Source organism: Thermorhabdus hydrogeniformans (assembly GCF_049310025.1).
GTDB lineage: Bacteria > Bacillota > Thermosediminibacteria > Thermosediminibacterales > Tepidanaerobacteraceae > JBJYKD01.
Map to the genome: position 1 here is coordinate 24,438 of NZ_JBJYKD010000004.1, position 19,253 is coordinate 43,690.

Annotated in this window: 15 protein-coding genes and 1 pseudogene; 15 read left to right on the forward strand and 1 reads right to left on the reverse strand. The window is 45.5% G+C overall.

The features are described from left to right. Position 1 precedes the first annotated feature (1 nt). The 10 genes from ACKX14_RS02780 to ACKX14_RS02825 all read left to right on the forward strand — a co-directional run bounded on the left by ACKX14_RS02780 (position 2) and on the right by ACKX14_RS02825 (position 13,041). Positions 2-838 carry a hypothetical protein gene (locus ACKX14_RS02780; protein WP_422444442.1) on the forward strand — a complete coding sequence of 279 codons (837 nt, stop codon included), beginning with the start codon at positions 2-4 and terminating at the stop codon, positions 836-838. A gap of 73 nt (positions 839-911) precedes the next feature. Beyond that, on the forward strand, positions 912-1,979 hold the full coding sequence (locus ACKX14_RS02785; RefSeq protein WP_422444444.1) for an alanine/ornithine racemase family PLP-dependent enzyme: 1,068 nt from the start codon (positions 912-914) through the stop codon (positions 1,977-1,979). 315 nt (positions 1,980-2,294) lie between these two features. Then, positions 2,295-3,959, forward strand: a complete 1,665-nt coding sequence (locus ACKX14_RS02790; RefSeq protein ID WP_422444446.1) for a M20/M25/M40 family metallo-hydrolase — start codon at positions 2,295-2,297, stop codon at positions 3,957-3,959. Positions 3,960-4,096: 137 nt separating this feature from the next. Continuing rightward, positions 4,097-5,452: an alanine/glycine:cation symporter family protein gene (locus ACKX14_RS02795; RefSeq protein ID WP_422444665.1), complete on the forward strand. Its 1,356-nt coding sequence runs from the start codon at positions 4,097-4,099 to the stop codon at positions 5,450-5,452. A gap of 530 nt (positions 5,453-5,982) precedes the next feature. Beyond that, positions 5,983-7,032: a 2,4-diaminopentanoate dehydrogenase gene (ord, locus tag ACKX14_RS02800; RefSeq protein WP_422444448.1), complete on the forward strand. Its 1,050-nt coding sequence runs from the start codon at positions 5,983-5,985 to the stop codon at positions 7,030-7,032. After that, positions 7,032-7,334, forward strand: a complete 303-nt coding sequence (ortA, locus tag ACKX14_RS02805; protein ID WP_422444667.1) for a 2-amino-4-oxopentanoate thiolase subunit OrtA — start codon at positions 7,032-7,034, stop codon at positions 7,332-7,334. The genes ord and ortA overlap by 1 nt, the downstream gene beginning before the upstream one ends. Beyond that, a complete protein-coding gene (ortB, locus tag ACKX14_RS02810) occupies positions 7,331-8,752 on the forward strand; it encodes a 2-amino-4-oxopentanoate thiolase subunit OrtB (RefSeq protein WP_422444450.1) in 1,422 nt (473 codons plus the stop codon). Before ortA ends, ortB begins: the two co-directional genes overlap by 4 nt. Positions 8,753-8,922: 170 nt before the next feature. Further along, a complete protein-coding gene (locus ACKX14_RS02815; RefSeq protein WP_422444452.1) occupies positions 8,923-9,333 on the forward strand; it encodes an ornithine aminomutase subunit alpha in 411 nt (136 codons plus the stop codon). Beyond that, entirely contained in the window at positions 9,330-11,531 is a 2,202-nt protein-coding gene (gene oraE / locus ACKX14_RS02820) for a D-ornithine 4,5-aminomutase subunit OraE (protein WP_422444454.1), read from the forward strand. The genes ACKX14_RS02815 and oraE overlap by 4 nt, the downstream gene beginning before the upstream one ends. Positions 11,532-11,652: 121 nt before the next feature. After that, positions 11,653-13,041 carry a GlmL-related ornithine degradation protein gene (locus ACKX14_RS02825; protein ID WP_422444456.1) on the forward strand — a complete coding sequence of 463 codons (1,389 nt, stop codon included), beginning with the start codon at positions 11,653-11,655 and terminating at the stop codon, positions 13,039-13,041. An 83-nt stretch (positions 13,042-13,124) separates the two neighbouring features. Here ACKX14_RS02825 and ACKX14_RS02830 read toward each other — a convergent pair whose 3' ends face one another. Next, the gene (locus tag ACKX14_RS02830) at positions 13,125-14,849 is read right to left on the reverse strand and encodes an FAD-dependent oxidoreductase (RefSeq protein ID WP_422444458.1); all 1,725 of its coding nucleotides are present in this window, start codon (positions 14,847-14,849) and stop codon (positions 13,125-13,127) included. Between the two features lie 459 nt (positions 14,850-15,308). Here ACKX14_RS02830 and ACKX14_RS02835 point away from each other — a divergent pair, with 459 nt between their 5' ends. From ACKX14_RS02835 to ACKX14_RS02855, 5 genes and pseudogenes are all read left to right on the forward strand, one after another. Further along, positions 15,309-16,349: an FAD:protein FMN transferase gene (locus ACKX14_RS02835; protein WP_422444460.1), complete on the forward strand. Its 1,041-nt coding sequence runs from the start codon at positions 15,309-15,311 to the stop codon at positions 16,347-16,349. Between the two features lie 124 nt (positions 16,350-16,473). Continuing rightward, a complete protein-coding gene (locus tag ACKX14_RS02840) occupies positions 16,474-17,106 on the forward strand; it encodes a redox-sensing transcriptional repressor Rex (protein WP_422444462.1) in 633 nt (210 codons plus the stop codon). Continuing rightward, a pseudogene (locus ACKX14_RS02845) lies at positions 17,103-17,408 on the forward strand (DRTGG domain-containing protein); the annotation flags it as partial. The gene ACKX14_RS02840 and the pseudogene ACKX14_RS02845, both read left to right, overlap by 4 nt. 93 nt (positions 17,409-17,501) lie before the next feature. After that, positions 17,502-17,912 carry an ATP-binding protein gene (locus ACKX14_RS02850; RefSeq protein WP_422444669.1) on the forward strand — a complete coding sequence of 137 codons (411 nt, stop codon included), beginning with the start codon at positions 17,502-17,504 and terminating at the stop codon, positions 17,910-17,912. A 22-nt stretch (positions 17,913-17,934) separates the two neighbouring features. Further along, positions 17,935-19,251, forward strand: coding sequence for a [Fe-Fe] hydrogenase large subunit C-terminal domain-containing protein (locus ACKX14_RS02855; protein WP_422444464.1), 1,317 nt, complete (start codon positions 17,935-17,937; stop codon positions 19,249-19,251). Positions 19,252-19,253: the final 2 nt, after the last annotated feature.

The following is a 19,253-nucleotide window of genomic DNA, read 5'->3' on the forward strand; positions in this document are numbered from 1 at the left end:
AGTGGCTCTCCCGCCGATAAGCCTTTACCAGCGAGACCTAAAGAAAGAGTATTCCGTTCAGACCGTAAATGCCGTAAGCCTGTATTTTAATTTTGCCACCCACATCAGCACGCCGCATCAGGTTTTGATAAAATTAAAAGAAAAGGCCGTTCGGGCTTTTGACAATGTGATAGAGAAACTGAATATGGAGTATAGAAAATACTGTGAACTTAGCAACATCCCCTACAAAAGACTCCCATGGAAAACAAAGGTTTTAACTTTCCAGGAATTATATAACGAAGTCAAAACGGAAATGGGTGAAAAAATAGATGAAATAACAAAACAGCTGGCAACCAAATTGCTAGAAGATGATGTGGACGACCGGGAGTTTTCTTTAAAAATCGTCCGGGAAGTTCACAAATATTACTCCGACAAAGATCCCATCATCGTCATTTATTTTGCTCCGCCGTATTACCCACATATTTATGTTCGGGGAAATGACGAGAGGGAACAAAAACTTTTGGCGGCGGTAAACCGGGCGGTTGAAGAAACAAAACGGGCTTTTGATTATGATATAAAGATAAAGAAGTTTTATCCATATATCTCCGATTTGAGCTACTGCAGCATAACAGACGAACAGAGCATGCTTTCCAGCCTGATTGGCAATATGCCGGCATGGCCCCAAAAGTACTCCCTGCCGCTGAAGGCCATTCAGAAAATCAGTATGCCGGTGGTCAATATCGGCCCCTACGGTAAGGATGCACACAAGCTTACCGAAAGGTTAAGCGTTTCTTATTCCCTGGATGCAATGCCTGCAATCCTTGAAAAGACCATTGAGAATCTGGCCTGCAGCAGATAAATAAAAGTTCTACCCTTACGGATTATGCAGGGTGATGGTTAATTGATGATGATGGATTTTGGAGGTGGTTTTTGTGAAATATCCCCGAGTGGAGATCGATATCGCCAAAATTCGCCATAATGCCCGTTATGTAGTGGATTATTGTGGGAAAAACGGGATTGAAGTAATGGCCGTAACCAAAGGAGTATGCGCCTTTCTCCCGGTGGTAAAGGCCATGCTGGAAGGGGGTGTGAGAAAGCTTGGGGATTCCCGACTTCAAAATATTGAGGAATTGAGGGAAGCGGGCCTAGAGATCCCGATATATTTAATACGAATTCCCATGCTTTCAGAAATAAAAGATGCGGTTCGCCTGGCGGATGGAAGCCTTAACTCTGAAGTGGATGTGATTAAGGCGCTGTCACAGGAAGCTCGAGCGATCGGCAGAACCCACAAGGTCATTTTAATGGTGGATGTCGGGGATCTGCGGGAGGGGGTTATGCCGGAAGATGTACTGGATGTGGTAGCACAAATTATCGGCCTCCCCGGTATAGAATTCGAGGGTCTGGGAACCAATGTAGGCTGCTATGGCGGAATCCTGCCGAGTTATGAAAATACCAAAGTACTGGTGGATCTGGCCGGTGACATTGAAAAAAGGTATGGAATCAAAGTTAAAACCCTGTCGGGTGGAAATACGGCCACTCTGGCTTTGCTTGAAAAGGGCGAGCTTGCGCCGGGAATAAATCAATTCAGGATAGGAGAGGGCATTTTACTGGGCAATGATACTACTAATTTCAGGGATATTCCGGGAATTTTGAAGGGTACGATGAAACTAAAAACAGAAGTTATAGAAGTTAAGGTCAAACCGTCATACCCCATAGGAGAAATAGGCCGGGACGCTTTCGGCAATGTACCGGTATACGAAGACAAAGGTCCCATGAGGAGAGCTATTGTGGCGCTCGGAAAGCAGGACTGCCGGATTGAAGGGTTAACACCGGTGGATAAATCTATGGAAATCCTTGGAGCCAGCAGCGACCATTTGCTTATAGATGTGACAAAGCGCCCCGATATCAAGGTCGGAGATGTAATAGAGTTTGACGTGACCTACGGAGCCATGCTAAGTCTTATGACATCCAGATATGTGGAAAAAATTGCAACAAATTAATTTGATTGCAAATTTTTTTGCGCGATTTATAGTTACTGCAAAAAAAATGTCATAAAAACAATTTTTTCGCTTATATTTTGTTTAAAAAAGACATAATTTAGATTGCTGCAGAGAATTTTTATTATATCGGTATTTATCTAAAATTATGCTACCATATAATGTGGCTGATAATGCATGCAATAAATAATTTTTTCTTACCTTAATTAAGTTGGCTTAATATTTGCAATAGCAATAAAGTGGTATAAGTTCTATTGAACTAAAAAATTAATATTAATAATGAGTATTTACTTAAAACAATGGCTAAGGGGGAGTATGATGACAAACTTAAAGGAAAAAATCAAAAATTTATCCATGGAACTTACTAGCATTCCTAGCATAGTGGGGACAGTAGGAGAGATTTGTATAGCTGAGAAGATATATAGTATTTTCAGGAAAATAGATTATTTTAAGCTATATTCTGACAAATTAAGAATAGTTGATTTAAAGAAAGATTCTTTGGGACGAAAATATGTCATGGCTTTTATTGAAGGCACCAATTTCCGTTCTTCAAAAACCATCTTACTTCTAGGGCATATCGACACCGTAGGTATAGAAGATTACGGGGATTTAAAAGAATTTGCAACAAACCCCAATATGCTAAAAAAGAAACTGGCTGAGAAAAAAGTTAATCAGGAAATATTGGAGGATCTGGAGTCTGATAATTGGTTATTTGGTCGAGGTATTTTCGACATGAAAGCCGGCGTGGCTTCTCTAATAGTTATGATGGAAGAGTTTTCAAAGAAGACAAATGAACTTGACGGAAATCTAGTGTTTATCGGCGTCCCTGATGAAGAGGGAAATTCAGCAGGTATGCTTTCAGCGGTCGAGGACCTTGCCGCAATTGCCGAAGAAAAGGGCTGGGAGTTTATAGCTGCCATAGATACCGATTACATGACAGGTCATTACCCAGGTGATGAAAACAAGTACGTATACATCGGGACGGTAGGAAAACTCTTGCCCTGCTTTTATGTATATGGTAAGGAAACCCATGTGGGTGAGGCTTTCAATGGTCTTGACGCAAATTTACTTGCAGCTGAAATAATGAAGCAGGTGGATTTGAGTTATGACCTCTGCGATATTGCCGATGGGGAAGTGACGCTACCCCCGATAAGCCTCCATCAGAGAGATCTTAAAACTGAATACTCGGTGCAAACCGTCAATGCCGTAAACCTGTATTTTAATTTTGCTACCCATATAAGCCAGCCCGATGAGGTTTTAGAAAAACTCAAGGAAAAGGCTGTCCTGGCTTTTGAAAATACTATAGAAAAACTGAATGGGGAATACAGAAAGTTTTGTGAACTAAGCAATATACCTTTTAAAAAGCTTCCCTGGGAGGTCCGGGTGCTGACATTTGAAGAACTATACAGTCAGGTGAAAGAGAAGTTAGGAGAAGCGCTGGATAAAATGATTGACAGTCTGGTCGATGAACTTCTCGAAAAAGGTGTCGATGACAGGGAGTTTTCATTGAGGATTGTACAGGAAGTACATAAGTACTACCCCGATAAAAATCCTTTGATTGTATTATATTTTGCACCTCCTTACTATCCACATATTTTTGTAAAAGGGGAAAACGAGAAGGAAAAGAGGCTTCTAGAAGCGGTAAATCAAGCCGTAGAAGAAGCTAAGAAGCAATATGATTACAAGATTGTAACCAAAAAATTTTTCCCCTATATATCTGATTTGAGCTACTGTAGTATTGCTGAAAATGACGAAAGTATTGCCAAGTTAATCAACAACATGCCCGCCTGGTCCAGAAAATACTCGCTACCAGTAAAAGCCATCAAGAAGATAAGCATGCCTGTCGTAAATATAGGACCTTATGGGAAAGACGCCCATAAGATGACGGAAAGAATAAGCTCTTCTTATTCTTTTGATGCCATGCCTTTTATTCTGGAAAAGACTATATTGAATCTGCTAAAATGTCATTCTAAAAATAGTTAAATCTTTATAAATTTTATCAATGTTATGGAAAGAAGGTGATAAACTTTTTTTAACCAAAAAATGGGTGCTACGCTACTCATTAAGCTTATTTTCTAGGCAGGTAAAGAAATCAAATGCAAAAAGGAGTGAATTTACAAGTGCAATCACTATTGAAAATTATCGGCGATATTAGTAACTGGATTTGGGGCATACCGATGTTGATCATCCTGGTTGGCGGCGGCGTTTTCTTAACAGTCAGACTGGGTTTCTTCCAGTTTATACACTTTGGCTATATTATGAGACAGACTTTTGGAAAAATGTTCAGAAAGAATGTTGAAGGTGAAGGAACAGTAACTCCTTTCCAGGCGGCAACATCCGCACTGGCGTCTACAGTCGGGGCTTCAAATATCGTAGGTGTTCCGGTGGCGATAGCCTTAGGTGGTCCGGGGGCGGTGCTGTGGATGTGGATAACAGCGTTGATAGGTTCAGCATCAAAATTCAGCGAAGTTGTTCTTGGTTTAAAATATAGAGAGGTTAATGAAGAGGGAAATTATGTCGGAGGCCCCATGTACTACATTGAAAAAGGTCTTGGGTGGAAGTTTTTATCTACCCTGTTCGCTTTATTTTTAATGCTGGAAATTATACCAAGCACTATGGTTCAGGCAAATTCCGTGGTAGGTTCTGCTGCTACGCTGGGAATTTCACCAATTGTGACCGGTATAATAGTAACACTTTTGGTAGCACTTGTCGTAGTAGGTGGCATTAAGCGAATAGGAAGTGTGGCAGAATACATGGTACCGTTTATGGCATTATTTTATATAATCGGAGCTCTCGTTGTTATCTTATTTAACATTAGAGAACTTCCTGGGGCAATTGTGTCTATATTTAAATATGCATTTACACCCGCGGCACCTGTAGGAGGGTTTGCGGGGGCGACTATTGCCGGTGCTATGAGATGGGGTATAGCAAGGGGAGTTTATTCCAATGAAGCCGGTATGGGGACGGCGCCAATGGCACATTCAGCCGCGACCATTGATCATCCGGTAAGGCAGGGATTTTGGGGAGTCTTCGAAGTGGTAGTAGATACATTAATCATTTGTACAACTACCGCTCTGGTGGTGCTGACGACAGGGATCTGGAAAAATGCAGACGCTTCTAAAGCTAGTTCATTTCCTGCACTGGCTTTTTCCTCGGTTTTCGGTTATTTGGGTAGCAGCGTAGTTACCGTGAGTGTTTTATTATTCGTTATTTCAACCATAATTGTTATAATATATTATGGAGAAAAGCAGGCTGAATACCTGTTCGGCCTTGCATTTTCTAAAGTTATGAGATATATCTACCTAGCTGCCATTTTTGTGGGATCAATAGGTGGATTGAAAATATTGTGGCAATTTCTCGATATTTTGCTGGCAATGATCGTAATACCGAATATGATTTCCGTTGTCCTGTTGAGTAAAGATGTAAAGAAATTATTAGATGAATTTTTCTCCAATCAGGAACTGGTTAATAAATAATTCAGAAATATGGCTTAATTCACAACTTCCACAAATCTTTAGTGTAATATCTGCTCTAATTCATTATATAAACCTTCGTTTTGATAATGAAGCCTTGCATCAAAGAATGCAAGGCTTCTAACTTGCAAAAGATACATCGTCTTAGTCCTATATTTTCCGATAATCTTAATAACGCAAAATTTTTTGCGTTAAAATATTGATAGAACTTAGCTGTCTTCGCTTTTGTAATTACCGCTATGACAATTCTTACTTGAGTGGCCAGCAATATGCTGCATTTCGGCCACCGCCTATGCACCCTGGGCTTTTTTGAATTATATTAACAGCGGAAGGCAGCAATTTTAAAAAGATTAAGACCAATCCCCGGATATTCTTCCGGGGATTTTCAGTGCAAAAAAATTTGCTCATGTTATTCTGCTAAAAAATTCGGGCTCACCGGAAAATCGTTCCGGTTCAAGTATGACATTATGGCATAAACTTTGCTATTTAATTTTTTTGATAACATTCCAAATTGTAAAAAAGGAGCGATGTAGATGGAAAACATAAAAGTCATCGTCTGGGGTCTTGGCGCCATGGGTGGTGGGATGGCCAGGATGATTTTGCAGAAAAAAGGGATGGAAATAGCCGGAGCCATAGCTTCAAGACCTGAAAAAAGCGGCAAAGATCTCGGTGAAGTGCTGGGACTTGATAAAAAGACCGGGGTTTTGGTTTCAGGCAATGTGGACGAAGTTTTGAGCAAAAAGGCCGATGTGGTGCTGCTTGCTACTTCGTCTTTTACTAAAGAAGTCTTCCCCCAGATAAAGAAAATAGTGGAAAATGGCAAGAATGTTATAACCATTGCGGAAGAAATGGCCTGCCCGGACTACGGTGAACCGGAGCTTTCGAAAGAAATCGACCGGCTTGCAAAAGAGCACGGGGTTACTGTTCTGGGGACGGGGATAAATCCCGGCTTTGTGCTGGATACACTCATAATCGCATTGAGCGGCGTTTGCATGGATGTGAAGAAAATCACTGCCCGCAGGATAAATGACCTCTCGCCCTTCGGCACAACTGTGATGAGGACCCAGGGCGTGGGGACCACCGTGGAAGAGTTCAAAAAAGGCCTGGAGGACGGCAGCATTGTGGGCCACATCGGATTTAACGAATCCATCACCATGATTTCCAGAGCACTGGGGCTTGAGATCGATGAAATAAAGCAAACCAGGGAACCCATAGTTTCCAGAACCTACAGGGAAACGCCTTACGTCAAAGTTGAACCGGGCATGGTGGCCGGATGCCGCCACATCGGTATAGGCCAGCGAAAGGGCGAACCGGTTATTATCCTGGAACATCCCCAGCAGATACGCCCCGAACTGGAGAATGTGGAAACCGGCGATTATATAAACATCGAAGGAACTCCGAATATAAATCTTGCCATCAAGCCCGAACTTCCCGGGGGAACAGGCACCATTGCCATAGCGGTAAATATGATACCCCAGGTGGTAAACGCAAAGCCGGGCCTTGTTACAATGAAGGACTTGCCGGTGCCTGCAGCCTTAATGGGTGATGTGAGGGAACTCATAAAAGGCGGGTGCCGCAGGTGATGGATGCAAGAAAAGGCGACTGGGTTCAGATACACAGGATAGTGCTCAAACCGGAAGAACGGTCGCCGCATCTTCCGGAGGATACAAAAAAAGTCCCCCTGGAAGTCTGGCAAAAAGGCTTTATAACCCATGACGCTTCTATCGGCGACGAGGTAGAGATAGAAACGGTCATCGGGAGAAGGGTGAAAGGAAAGCTGGTAAGGGTAAATCCAGTCTACGAGCACAATTTTGGAAAGCCGGTGCCGGAATTACTCACCATTGGCATGGAGCTTAGAAAGCTTTTAGAAGGTGGGAACAAATGAGCAGGGACATGAGTTACTCTGCCGTAATGGCGAGAAAAAACGAAATAATGAAAAAAGCCGTCGGCATAGATTACGATAAATTTGAATCCGGCGGTATTGCCTTTGATTACGAAAGAATGATGAGGGATGTGGGATACAGCATAGAGGAGATCAGGAAAATACAGGCCGAGACCAGTGTGGGAAACACCCCTCTAATTGAGCTTAAAAATCTGACAAAACTTGCAAGGATGACGGCACCGCCCGGTAAAGGCGCCAGGATTTTTATAAAGGACGAAGCCGCCAACCCATCCGGAAGCTTCAAAGACCGGAGGGCTTCGGTATCGGCCTACAGGGCAAAAGCGCTGGGATACAGGGGGATAATTTCGGCCACCAGCGGCAACTACGGCGCGGCGGTGGCCTCCCAGGCGGCCATGAGGGGTTTAAAGTGCATAGTGGTGCAGGAAGTCTTTGACAGCAAGGGGCGGGGGCAGCCGGAGATCCTGGAAAAAGGCCGGAAATGCGAGGCGCTGGGTGCGGAGGTGGTCCAGCTCACGGTGGGCCCGGAGCTTTTCTATACGTTTCTCTGCCTGCTTGAAGAGACCGGTTATTTCAACGCTTCCCTTTACACGCCCTTCGGGATTGCCGGTATTGAGACCCTGGGATATGAGCTGGCCGAACAGGTGAGAGCCAGAACGGGTAAGGAGCCGGACGCCGTGGTAATAACCCATGCCGGTGGAGGCAATGTCACCGGCACCGCCCGTGGTCTTTTGAAGGCCGGTTGTAAAAATACGAAAATCATAGGTGCCAGTGTAGACCTTACGGGCCTTCACATGGCCAGCGACAGCGATTTTAACAGGAAGTCCTTTACCACCGGTCACACGGGTTTTGGCGTCCCTTTTGCCACCTGGCCGGATCGGGCGGACGTCCCGAGGAATGCGGCAAGGCCGCTACGATATCTGGACCGATATGTTACGGTGAGCCAGGGGGAGGTGTTTTATATGACCGAAGCCCTTGCCCAGCTGGAGGGCATGGAACGGGGACCGGCGGGCAACACCTCGCTGGCTGCGGCTTTTGCCATAGCCCGGGAGATGGATGAAGACGAAATTCTGGTGGTGCAGGAAACGGAGTACACCGGTGCGGGAAAACTCCCGTCAGCCCAATTGACTTTCGCAAGGGAAATGGGGGTTGAAGTGAGAAGGGGAGACCCGGCAGATGATAAGCCAGGTGAGAGGATAGTAATCCCGGAAAACCCCGCACAGATAAGAGTAAAAGATGTAGACCTGGATCAACTTAGAAAATCATATGTCAAAAACTGCCTCAATCACTATAAAGGGGTAAAGATTAGGCCCGAAGACATCGAATTCTTAGCGGAAGATACAAAGACGGATGAGGATTATATAAAAAGCATAATAAGAGAAATAAAGGCGCGGCAATCTTAATTGCCGAAAACGGTTTTTACAGCATCGAATTACGGCATGCCCGCATGGAAATTTTATAAACATGATTTGGGTGCAGAAACTATGTCCGCCGCCGGGTCATCTCCGGCAGGAAAGTGACTTTTACACCGAAACAGAATATTAGCGCGGCGATTATCAAAGGAGGGGAAAGCATGCAGCGAAAGGATGATTTTGAACTGCGCAGAAAACACCTGGCTCATCTTACGGAAGAAGAACTGGAAAAGAGGTTCTGGGAACTTACGGAAAAAATCGTGGATCCTCTGATTGAACTGGCCAGGACCCACACTTCGCCTTCCATTGAACGCTCGGTGCTCCTTCGCATGGGTTTTGACAGTCTGACCGCCAGAGCCATAGTCGACAGGTGTGTGGAGAAGGGCCTTTTGGGAAAGGGAGCCGGCCATGTGGTGTTGAAATACGCTCTGTTTAAAAATATATCCATCAAAGACGCAGGAGAGAAACTTGCCCGGGGAGAGGGATGGGATGAGATGGAATCGGCACTGAAAGTCGATGTTTCAAACCCCAATCTTTTCCGGAAGGTCACATCCGGGGAGGTGAGGAAATGAAACTTGAGAAAGATAAAAAAATTGATATAGAAGAGATACTGAAAGACCTGGAGCATTACAGGCCCCGCCGCCGTGGATGGCACTGGCGGGAAAAGGTGGAAAATCAAAAGCTGGGGCCTTTTGAGTATCATGAAACATCGAAAGCCCTTAAAAACAGTGTACCGCTGCCGGCTGCAAAACATTTCGGAAACATAGATCCGCAGCCCGATTATGTCATTACGACTGAAATTGCATCCGGTCGCTTTGAAGACGATATTCGGCGCATGCGTATGGCCGCCTGGCACGGGGCGGATCACATCATGGTCATAAGGACCGCTGGCCAGAGCCATTTCGACGGGCTTATCGAAGGGACGCCCGAGGGTGTAGGCGGTGTGCCCATCACCCGAAAGCAGCTCCGGGCTACCAGGAAAGCTCTGGATTTAATTGAAGACGAAGTTGGAAGGCCCATAAACTTTCATTCATATGTCAGCGGTGTGGCGGGACCCGAGGTGGCGGTGCTTTTTGCGGAAGAAGGCGTCAACGGTGCACACCAGGACCCACAGTACAACGTGCTGTACAGGAATGTCAATATGATCAGGTCCTTTGTGGATGCCGCCGTGGCCAAGAAAATTATGGCCTGGGCGGATATGGCCCAGATAGACGGTGCCCATAACGCCAACGCCACCGCCCGGGAAGCGTGGAAGGTCATGCCGGAGCTCATGGTGCAGCATGCCATTAACGCCATGTATTCGGTAAAAGTGGGTATGAGAAAGGAGAACATCTGCCTCTCAACGGTGCCACCAACAGCTCCGCCGGCCCCGTGCCTCCGGATAGACCTGCCTTACGCCGTGGCGTTAAGAGAACTGTTTAAAGGCTTTAAAATGAGAGCACAGATGAACACAAAGTACATTGAGTCCAGCACCCGGGAGGCCACGGTTACTCATGTGTTGAATTTACTGATATCCCGCCTGACCAGTGCGGATATCCAGAGCACCATCACTCCCGACGAGGGCAGGAACGTGCCGTGGCATTATTTCAACGTGCAGGCGGTGGACACCGCAAAGCAGGCTCTGGCGGGTATGGACGGCCTAAAGGAAATGGTGGAAATAAAAAGGGACGGCCCCCTTGGAGAAAAAGTCCGGGAGCTTAAAGAAAGAGCTGTACTTTTCCTTGAAGAGATTTTAGAAGTCGGGGGTTATTTCAAAGCCGTGGAGCAGGGATTCTTTGTGGATTCCGGTATGTATCCCGAGAGAAACGGGGACGGTATCGTAAGGAAGATAGATGGAGGCGTGGGAGCCGGGACTGTGGTAAAAAGAGATGAGGATTACATGGCGCCCGTGTGCCATCACTTCGGATACAACAATATACCCGAATGGGTGGAAAAGCCCTGCGACCTCATAGAAGGGTGTACGCTGTGTAATCCGGACAAGATAGTCTATATAGACGAACTGGACGAAAGGGACAATGTGTTGAGCAGGCTGGAAGAAACCCGCCACATCAGGGAAAATGGGTTTATTAAGCCCGAGGTGGAATGGTTTGCGGACGGTTACATTTGCCTGAATATATTCCTTCCCTCTGAGGAAAGGGTTGCGGAATTTGCGGCCGTGGAAATGGCAAAAAAACTCGGCCTTTCCGATGTGGAAGTCATTCACAAGGAGGTCATGCAGCCCGCCGAAGGGACATACCTGGAGGTCAAAGGAAAAGTGCCCTTTGAAATAAATCCAAAAGATCTGATCATACCGGAAAAGCCTGAAGTCCTTACACCCGATGAGATCAGGAATTATGTGAAAGAGCATCCCATAAAAATCGTGGCTGCAACGGTTGGGGAAGATGAACATTCCGTCGGCATGAGGGAGATCATTGATATAAAGCACGGAGGCCTGGAGGGGTTTGGCATTGAGTGCCATTACCTGGGGACGTCGGTGCCCGTGGAGAAAGTAGTGAACGCCGCTATAGAAATCGATGCAGACGCCATTTTAATCAGCACGATTATAACCCATGCCGATATTCACAGAATCAATATGAAGAAGCTCCATGAGCTGTGCATTGAAAAAGGAATAAGGGACAGGGTAATCCTGGTGGGCGGCGGGACACAGGTCACCGATGAAATTGCAAAGGAATCAGGGCTTGACGCAGGCTTTGGCAGGGGCACTAAAGGTATAGACGTGGCGAGCTTCCTGGTGAAGGCACTGAGGGCGAAGGAAAAAGAGAGTAAATAAAACCAGGTGTGGCATCCATCTTTTGCCATAGTCTGTGGATGCCGCACAAGTTTTAAAATAATCCTTTTTAACCCATCCCACAAATTGCAAAATGTCTCCCACCTGCAATGGAGGTATTTATATGTTAAACATAGACGTTATAGTGGCGGAAATCGGCAGCACCACAACGGTTGTCAATGCCTTTTCCGATCTGGGCACTTCACGCCCCAAATTTATCGGCCAGGGCATAGCTCCTACCACTGTGCTGCAGGGGGATGTGACCGTTGGGCTGGAATGTGCTGTAAAAAACCTCGAACAAAACCTCAAAACCGGTATAAAGTGGAATAGGATGATGGCTTCCAGCAGTGCGGCGGGTGGACTCAAGATGACAGTTCACGGCCTGGTATACGACATGACGGCCAAAGCCGCGAAAGAAGCTGCACTTGGAGCAGGTGCTGTACTCCATATGGTCACCGCCGGCCCGCTTAGCCCGCTCGACCTCAAAAAGATACTGGAGATTAAACCGAATATAATACTGCTGGCAGGGGGGGTAGATTACGGCGAAAAAGCCACGGCCATATCCAATGCGGCAAAAATCGCCGGATTAGGAATTGACACCCCCGTAATCTACGCCGGAAATGTGGCTGCCAGAGATGAAATCAGGGAGATTTTTCAGGGTAAAAACAGGGTATTTTTTGTCGATAATGTTTATCCCCGCATAGACGAGCTCAATATAGAGCCGACGAAAAAGGTCATACACGATGTATTTGAAGAGCACATTGTAATAGCGCCTGGTATGGAGAAAATCCGCACCATGGTAGACGGCCCCATCATTCCCACGCCGGGTGCGGTAATGAACGCCGCAAGACTTTTAAAAGAGAAAATAGGGGATTTAATGGTGCTTGATGTGGGAGGAGCCACCACCGATGTGCACTCGGTGACCGAAGATTCGGATGAAATCGCGAAAATCCTGGTGGCGCCGGAACCGGAGGCCAAGAGGACGGTGGAAGGCGATCTGGGGGTTTTTGTAAACCGCTACCACGTACTGGAAAATGTGAGCGTTGAAGAAGCCGGTAAAGCGCTCGATATCGATATCCGGGAGGCTATAAAGAAACAGCCGCCGATTCCGAAAACGCCGGAGGAAATCAAGCTGGCTGAATACCTTGCGGAAACGGCATGCATTATCGCCGTCAACCGCCATGCCGGTGAAATAAAGTATCTTTACGGCCCTACGGGCAGGTATTCCATCGCCCAGGGCAAGGATCTGAGCCGGGTGAGGTGGATTATAGGCACCGGTGGAGCCCTGACAAGATTGCCTCACGGCAGGGAAATACTTCAAAAGCTGCGGCAGTATAAGAAAGGAAAAAAGCTTTTACCTACCGGTGATGCAGAAGTACTTATAGACCACGATTACATCATGGCATCCGCCGGTGTGCTTGCAAAAGAATTTCCTCAGGAAGCGGTGGATTTATTGGAAAAAAGCTTAAGACTGCAGCCTGACAGACAATCCTTCTGCCGGTCCCTTAATTAGCAAAACGATGGTCAGAAACTTATCGTTTGAATTGCGGAGGACGAAAAAAAGGGAGGGTAAGCATTAGCTTACCCCCTGTATTTTTATACGGTCAATTTTATTTCTCCCCGGCGCACGAAGCGCTTGAATACCCTGGCAAGATACGGGATTACGTAATAGTCAAGGCCGAAGGAGCGGCCGGCACCGGCCAGCATTACTATGGAAACCACCAGGAACCACATATCGCCGGACCCGGAAATCATGAAGTTTATGTTCATGAATATGGAGCCCAGAGCCGCCAGCACGGTAAAAAGACCCAGGATCAGGCATATGCCTATGGCAAGTTCACCGAGAGTAATCATAATCTGGAATAGCAATGCGTTGGGAAATACAACTTTTTCCATAAAGTTTGCGTACCATTCGGGAGTATTCGGCCCGATGGGGGACGTTGAAGCGCCGGCCACCAGTTTGTCTCCAGCAGAGAGCCAACCCGAATTCACCTTTTCAAGCCCTGACATGAGCCACCTGTAACCCAGGTAAATCCTCAGGAATGCAAGCCAGGCTGCACTGGTACTTACGCCGATATGTTTTATGACCATGGGTTTATTACGAGTCTTCCGGAAGAACTGGCGATCAATGTAATCCATGATAAAGCCTATACCGCTGACACCAAAAAGGTAATGCATATCCGCCAGATGTTTTATGGCGGTGGCCAGAAAGCCTGTGAGTTTAATTCCCATTACTTCGGCCACACAGTATTCTGCACCGATTGAAACCATGTTACCGTGAAGCTTGAGGTTCAGCGGTTTCCTGGGCTTGTTGTTGATTTCCGCGGCTATATTATAGGCGGCGCATTGGGCCGACTGCATGGCCGATTCTACAAGAGCGGGCATGGGTTTCCCATCTTTTTCTACGAACAGGCAGTTGTCACCGATGGCGTATATTCCCGGTTCGCTGGTTTCCATGTACTCGTTGACTTCGATACGGCCGCGACTTCCCGTTTTAAGCCCAATATTTGCCACAAAACTGTTGGCCTGCACGCCGCCGGTCCAGATGAGGGTATGGGTTTTGATGACTTCCCCGGATTTTAAAGTGAAGGAATCGGCAGCCACATTGGTAATTGGGGAATTGGTAAGTATGCGGACACCTTTTTTCTTAAGATAATTTGAAGCTTTTTCAATAAGGCTGTCGGACAGGTTTGGAAGGATTTTAGGTAGAGCTTCCACCACCATCAAAGAGACTTCATGGCGCTTTATATTGTGTTCAATGCACAGGTCTTCCACCCATTCAACCAGCTCACCTATCATCTCGATGCCCGTAAATCCCCCGCCGCCCACCACGAAGGTTAAGTATTCGCGCCTTTTTGTCTCATCGGTTTCGGCGCTGGCGGCCTTAAACATTTTTATTATGTGTTCCCTGATTCTCAGAGCATCTTCATGAGACCACAATGTGAATGCGTTCTCTTTCATTCCTGGGATGCCGAAAAAGGCCGGTTCACTGCCGCAAGCAAGTATTAGATAATCAAACGAGTACTCGCCTTTTCTGCCGTAAAGCTTCCGATTCTTTATATCGGCCCTGTGAATTTCATCCACAATGAGCTTTATTCTAGTCTGGTCAAGGGCGGTTTCGAGAGAATAAAGCACACCCTCGGGCGGGATACGATTCCCTGCTATTTCATGCAGTTCCGTAAGGTATACCTGATTGCTTGTTTTGTTTATTAGCATTATTTCAACGTTTTTGTTCCGCCTTAAAAATTTATCCAGGGCCTGTGCCGCTGTGAGACCTCCAAATCCACCTCCCAGCACTACTATTTTCTTTTTTTCTTCCATAGGTTTCCTCCTCCTAAAAATTATAATTTGTTGGAACCATCACAAGCTCAAACAAATTTCTATTAATTTTTAATATGATTGATTGATTATAGTATATACCTTTTAACGTTGCATTGTAAAGACGATAAAAACAACATGTTCATTTTTTCATACAGTTTGAGCCGGTATGAATTTTAATTTTATTATATTATATTCGATGCCGGAATTATATTTCCTTCCTTTAAAATCGTATAAAAAACCTCAAATTTTAATATATCCTGCTGAAGTCATAATGTAAATGATTTAAATCACTTTGTGTTTAATAAATATTACAACAAAATGTTTGCCCGGCAGGACTTTTGAAATGCTTGAAGAATAAATAAAAATCGTGATATTTTTTTTAAGGGATTTTCCTGATATAATAAAAAAGAAATAAAATAATAAAATAAAAGGAGGCATGGCGAAAAAGCCGTTTTATTGATGAAAAGATTAATTGCAGCGTTTCTGATAGCGGTTGTTGCAGTGATGACGCTTACATCTTGCAGTAGGGGGACGCCCGAAAAACCCCTGACCAAAACCAACTTTTTGCTTGACACGATGATCCAGATTACAGCTTACGGGCCGGAAGCTCAAAGAGCGATTGACGAAGCCTTTGACAGGATTAACGATATTCAAAAAAAGATGACGGTCAATGGCCAGGATAGCGAGGTGATAGAAATAAATAAAAAGGCCGGAATAGGTTTCCAGAAAGTCAGCCCCGATACCTTTTATGTCATAAAAAAGGGACTTTATTACTCCGAAGAATCTCATGGAAGGTTCGACATAACCATAGGCCCCCTTGTAAAGCTGTGGGGTATAGGTACCGACAGGGCCCGGGTGCCGTCTCAAAATGAAATAAAAGAAGCTTTGAAGCTCGTAAATTATAAAGATGTGGTTTTGAAAGAATCCGAAAACAGTGTCATGCTTAAAAGACCCCATATGGCCATAGACCTTGGAGCCATTGCCAAAGGATATGCCGCCGACGAAGTGGTAAGAATTTTAAAGGAAAACGGCATAAAAAGCGCCGCAGCCGACCTGGGGGGGAATATTTATGTTGTGGGGAAAAAACCCAACGGGCTGCCATGGAAGATAGGTATACAGGACCCCTTCGAGCCCAGGGGCAATACCTTTGCCACTGTGGAAGTAGCCGATAAAACCCTGGTTACATCGGGGGTATATGAGCGATTTTTTGAGAAAAATGGAAAGAGATATCACCACATACTGGATACCTCCACCGGGTATCCTGTCGAAAACGGTCTCGTAAGCGTGACTATTATATCGGATAGTTCCATTGACGCCGACGGCCTGTCTACCACGGTCTTTGCGCTGGGATTGAAAGAGGGAATGAGCTTTGTAGAAAGAACACCGAACATAGAAGCTGTCTTTGTTACCGGCGATCGAAGGGTTTATACAAGCTCGGGCATAAACCGCTACAATTTTAAGATCACGAATTCCCAGTATAAATGGAGCAAGCTCAATTAAAAGGCATATTGTTAAAAAATTAACAATCACAAAAATATAGAATAACTTTGTGACTATTTTCTCTTGTTCTATTGTAAAAAGACGGCGATTATGCTAATATTAAATAGAGGAGTGGTAAGATCACATGTTTAAAAAATTCAAGATACCCGATGCCACCATCGGCAGATTGTCCTTGTATTCGCGGTATTTGAAAGAAGCCGATGAGAAGGGGATTAACACTGTTTCTTCTCAGCATATAGCCAAGGCTACCGGTGTCACTCCCGCTCAGGTTCGAAAGGACCTGGCCTATTTTGGGGAATTTGGAACCCGGGGAGTTGGATACAATTCCAGGGAGTTGTATAATTATATAATGAAAATTTTGGGTCTGGACAAGAGGTGGCCGGTAGCCATAATCGGTGCAGGAAATCTTGGGAGAGCTCTTTCGCAGTATAAAGGTTTTGCCGAACGGGGATTTGATATTGCGTGCATTTTTGATACTGATCCGAACAAGGTTGGCAGGAAACTTGCGGGAATCGAGATATATCATATGGATTCCCTGGAGGAAAAGGCCAAAGCCCATAACATTAAACTGGCGATTATAGCCGTTCCAGCCACGGTAGCTCAGGATGTGGCTGATCAACTTATAAAAGCAGGCATAAAAGGTATAATAAATTTTGCTCCTGTGAACATAAGCGTTAAGGAAAATATCATGCTGAGAAGGGTGGATCTTGCCGCTCAGTTGGAGTACCTGACGTATTATCTGGAGGATGCTCGATGAAACTATCCCGTATAAAGGAGTTGCTCCAGGCGGAAGTACTTTGGGGAAAGGAGTACCTTGACAAAGAAGTGGAGAATGCCTGCGGTGCCGACCTGATGAGCGATATTCTGGCCGATACCAAGACAAATGCCGTACTGCTCACCGGCCTTACTCACCGGCAGATTATCCAGACGGCCGGTATGTCGGATTTTGCAGCAATAGTTTTCGTACGGGGGAAGGTCCCGCCAAAAGATGTTATTGACCTTGCCAGGGAACAGAAATTGCCGCTGTTGCGCACGGTTTATCCTCTTTACGAAACCTGTGGAATCCTTTATCAAGCGGGATTGAGAGGCGGAGCGTTAAAGCAGCCGGGCAAAGCCGAAGCCGTTCCCAGGGAGCAGGAATCCCTTCAGGCCATGAAATTGTCGTATGACATCAGGGGCAATGACTTCAACAACGCGGGTAAGGCCACCGAACAGGCAAAAAAAATATTAAAGCAGATAGGCATTGATCCGTCGGCTATGAGAAGGGTAGCCATAGCGGCTTACGAAGCAGAAATGAACATCGTAATTCACGCCTATCAGGGCAAATTGATGTTTAACATCACCCCCAGGTACATTGAGGTGATAGCCGACGACTCGGGTCCGGGAATACCCGATATAGAAAAGGCCATGCAGGAAGGTTATTCAACCGCGCCTGACCGCATCAGGGAGTTGGGATTTGGAGCGGGCATGGGTCTTCCCAATATGAAGAAATTTTCCGATATTTTTGAAATAAATTCTATTGTCGGAAAAGGGACAAGAGTAAGAATGATTATCAACTTATAATATCGAAAGATGGTGAAATTCCTTGTGGCAGTATTACCATTCGGTTACTCTGGATATAGAGAAGTGTAAGGGATGCACCAACTGTATAAAAGGGTGCCCCACTGAAGCCATAAGGGTAAGAAACGGAAAAGCTCATATCCTGGAAAATAAATGCATTGATTGCGGTGAGTGCATAAAGATATGCCCCAACAATGCAAAGTATGCTGCCGCTGAGGGGTTTGAAAAGTTAAAGGAATTCAAGTTCAAAGTGGCGCTGCCTGCCCCCAGCTTTTACGGCCAGTTTAAGGAAGGCGTTTCCAGAGAGAGTATACTGAGTGCACTCAAAAAGGTGGGCTTTGACGAGGTATATGAGGTTGCTCTTGCCGCGGAAGAAGTTTCGATTGCCATAAAAAAGTATATAAAAGAGCATAAAGAAATAAGGCCGCTCATTTCATCGTCTTGTCCGGCGGTACTGAGGCTCATCCAGGTGAGATTTCCCGAGCTTATCAAGAATATTATTCCGGTAAAAGCCCCTATGGAAATCGCTGCAAAGAGAGCAAAAAGTGAAATTTGTGCAGCCCTGGGTTTTAAACCGGAAGAAGTAGGGGCTTTTTTTATAAGCCCTTGCCCTGCAAAGGTTACGTCGATAAAGCAACCTATCGGTACCGCAAAATCGTATGTTGATGGTGTTTTTTCGATGGCTGGAATCTATGGTGCGGTAATAAAAGAACTTGGCGAAGACGATTTTAAGTCCATGTTTGAAAAATCTTCAGGGATCGGCGTCGGATGGGGCAGGGCTGGCGGCGAAAGTCTGGCCATAGGCGGCGAAAACCATCTATCAGTGGACGGTATTCACAATTGCATAGAAGTGCTGGAAGAAGTGGAAATGGATAAGCTAAAGGATATTGACTATATAGAATGCCAGGCGTGCATTGGAGGATGTATAGGCGGGGCGCTGACGGTGGAAAACCGCTTTGTAGCCCGGGTTAAGATGAGGAGGCTGTCCGAGAAGCTGAATTGTGAAAGTAATATCAAGTATGAAGAAGTGAAAAAAAGGATTGAAAAAGGTTTTTACAGTTTTGAAGAAGTAATCCATCCAAAATCTTCTCTTAAACTGGATGATGATGTAGCCAGAGCCATACAAAAGATGGAACTTTTAGAGAAAACGGTCAAAGGCCTCCCAGGTCTTGACTGCGGGAGCTGCGGTTCTCCAAACTGTCGGGCACTGGCTGAAGATATAGTAAAAGGCGAAGCTAATGAGACAGACTGCGTATTTAAATTGAGAGATAAAGTAAAGCAGCTGGCTGCCGAGATGCTGAACTTATCGCAGAAATTGCCTCCTACCATGGAGGAAAAATGAGG